Here is a 2,847-nt window from a genome sequence, read left to right on the forward strand (position 1 = left end):
TCATTTACTGATGGTGGCAACGGTAAACTTAACTTTAGGAACATAAAGACCTCGTTGCATCTCTAAGAAATCCCTCTCTGGCACTCTCTAATATATCTTTTGCTTTTTCCCTTCTAACAATATGCTCTAAAGTTTGATATGCATCTATTATTTCATCATTATTAAAAATCTCATAATTAGGAATTAATCTCTCGAAGTCTTTTTTGTCTGCCAAGAATCGTCTGCAACATTCTGCAACCTTTTCTTCATCCATTATATCTCTATTTAAATATCTTTTTATTCTAACATCTGGTTTACTGTTTATAAATATAGGAACTACTTTATCTTCATAATAGTATTTCAATAACCTTAATCCTTCTGGATTCACTATTGCTATTACATAGTCTGCTTTTTCTAATTCAGATTTAGTTAATCCATAGTACCATGTTTCTCCACTTGCAACATTATAAGATGTGTGCTCGACTATTTCTCCACTTTCTAACTGATCTTTAAACTCTTTTTGCGTTATAAAGTTGTACTCTACTCCTTGTGTTTCTCCATCTCGCATCGGTCTAGTAGTAAAACTTACTGCCATTGGTATTTCTAATTGCTCTGATAACATCTTGACTAAAGTATCTTTTCCAGAAGATGCTTTACCCATTATAACAAATATTTTTTTCATGTTATACCTCCTTTTTCTATAAGACATATAACGAAAAAAATCAACTAAATGTAAAAAAAAAGATAGGCTATAAAACCTATCTTCTGTACATAGTAACTGTTTGTCTGCCTAAGTTAAGCAGTCTTTGTTTGTATGCTCTGTTACTCTCTCCAGATTTTCTTGGAACGAATACATCTAATCGGTTAGCACCATTAAAATTCGAACCACCTTTGTCCATAACTGTATATATTTTTCCATTGTATGTAAACTGTGTGCCTTTTGGATAATAATTAGATGCTACCGTTCCATCTACTAATTTATTTCCATATGCACCTATGCCTACATATCCACCATTTTCACTTGCACCATCACCATAAAAAGTCATAGTTATTTTTATTGGTGATCCACTATTTTTTGCTATCTGGGTGGGATACACCTTTTCTGAAACTTGTTTTTCTAATTTAGAATTTTTTTGTAATAGTTCCGAATTAGTACATTTTAAAACTTCGTTTTCTACTTTTTCTTCCTCTAATTCATTACTAATTTTATCCATTTTAGATTTTTGTTGTAAGTTAACCTCTTTAAACTCTTGGATTTGTTTGTTTTTAGATGCTAACTCACCTTCTAGTGCAGTCACATGATTAACAGTAGCCACTGCTCCACTTAGTAATGTAATTATCGTTAATCCAGTTACTGCTAACCTTTTACTCTTTTTCATTTATTGCTCCTAACCAAACTTTCTACTTTTCGCTCTTTCTATTCTTGGCATAGTTGGCTCTTGTTTCTTCCATTCTTTCCTTATCTTCTAATAGAAGTTTAACTATATAACCAGACTTTCCACCTCTAAAGTTCATACTAGCATATTCTAAATGCTCTAATGCTTTGTGACCTTCTTCAAATGCGAAAGAGAAAGTTCTACATATTTTTTTGTATCCATTAATTATTGTTTTTTTATTTTGTTCTGACATATCCAATACCTCCCAATGTTTTGTTAATAACTATATATTAACAGATGGTATGTATTTGGTCAATACTATTTACTGATTTTCTTCTTTGTTTTCACAATTTTTCGTTTCCTTTATTAATACTGAGGACTCCAGTTCTCCATCTAAAAACACACTCTCCGAAGTTATGCTAAACATCCTATGTATTCTCCTATTGCAATCTGGACATTGTGTAACTGTACTTATGTATGTATCAAATACAGAAACACCATGAAAACCATTTAATTTATTGCCACATGTACATAATTGCATATTATCACTCCTTTAATAATTAATGTATTCTGGAAGTAAACCAATTATCTTATCTTTTACTTTTGTGATTCTAACATCTAATGTAGGTCTAGTTATACCTAATTCTTTTGCTAATATTTTCTTTGTCTTTTCATTGTTTATCAAAAAATCAAAAATACTTTTTTCTTCATCGGTTAACTTTGACATTGCATCGGCTATACTTTCATCAAATTCAATTAACGAATAGTTATTATCAAAATCACCTTCCACATCGCTTAAAAAAGTTCCATCTTCCAACTCATTATCGAATGACACTATACGTTGTTCCGTATTTCTCTTTTTTGCATTTATCATTCGCATTGTATCTATTCTTAAGTTATTCAAGTTTTCATGTAAGAATGTGTTGAATGTATTTTTTGGTTCGTATTTTTCATATGACTTCATTAACTCTATCATTCCTTCGCTATAGAAATCATCAAAGTCCAATATGTTATTGAAAATATCTTTAGTAGTATTCGCACATTCATTTGCAAATTTTTTAACTGCATCTTCATGGTGTGCTATGCATTCTTCCAATGTCATTAGTTTCTCTATTTTCATATTATTATCAGATATTATTATCACTTTTTGCATATATTGATTCCTTTCGTTTTCGACTTAGTTCATATAACGAAAAAAAGTAACGAAACGTAAAATATTAGAAAAACTTTTTCATGACATTTTCCGACATATTTTTCGCAAAAAGGGACAAAAAAATAAACCCAGAGCCTATATAAAATAGGCACTAGGTTACATTGCCTTGCTTTATTGATTCGTATTACATATTCTAACACGATTCGACATTAATCAACATACTTTCGACAAATTTGTAACTTTTGTAATTTAATATTTTTTTCTTAAAAATATGAATTTTTTAAATATATCTTAAGAATCTATCCAAGTACGTTTGCTTTGTTTTTTGCTCCACTGTTC

5 protein-coding genes are annotated in these 2,847 nt (G+C 30.0%); all 5 read right to left on the minus strand.

Going from position 1 to position 2,847, the window contains the following annotated elements; all coding sequences use genetic code 11:
* Positions 1-34 precede the first annotated feature (34 nt).
* On the minus strand, positions 35-661 hold the full coding sequence (locus tag VLM92_RS13450) for a guanylate kinase (protein WP_325276848.1): 627 nt from the start codon (positions 659-661) through the stop codon (positions 35-37).
* A 76-nt stretch (positions 662-737) separates the two neighbouring features.
* Positions 738-1,358, minus strand: a complete 621-nt coding sequence (locus tag VLM92_RS13455) for a hypothetical protein (RefSeq protein ID WP_325276849.1) — start codon at positions 1,356-1,358, stop codon at positions 738-740.
* A 22-nt stretch (positions 1,359-1,380) separates the two neighbouring features.
* Positions 1,381-1,608: a hypothetical protein gene (locus tag VLM92_RS13460; protein ID WP_325276850.1), complete on the minus strand. Its 228-nt coding sequence runs from the start codon at positions 1,606-1,608 to the stop codon at positions 1,381-1,383.
* A gap of 69 nt (positions 1,609-1,677) precedes the next feature.
* A complete protein-coding gene (locus VLM92_RS13465) occupies positions 1,678-1,896 on the minus strand; it encodes a hypothetical protein (protein WP_325276851.1) in 219 nt (72 codons plus the stop codon).
* A gap of 12 nt (positions 1,897-1,908) precedes the next feature.
* Entirely contained in the window at positions 1,909-2,508 is a 600-nt protein-coding gene (locus VLM92_RS13470; RefSeq protein ID WP_325276852.1) for a sigma-70 family RNA polymerase sigma factor, read from the minus strand.
* Positions 2,509-2,847: the final 339 nt, after the last annotated feature.

The sequence above is a fragment of the Romboutsia sp. genome, assembly GCF_035470145.1.
Classification (GTDB): Bacteria; Bacillota; Clostridia; order Peptostreptococcales; family Peptostreptococcaceae; genus Romboutsia_D.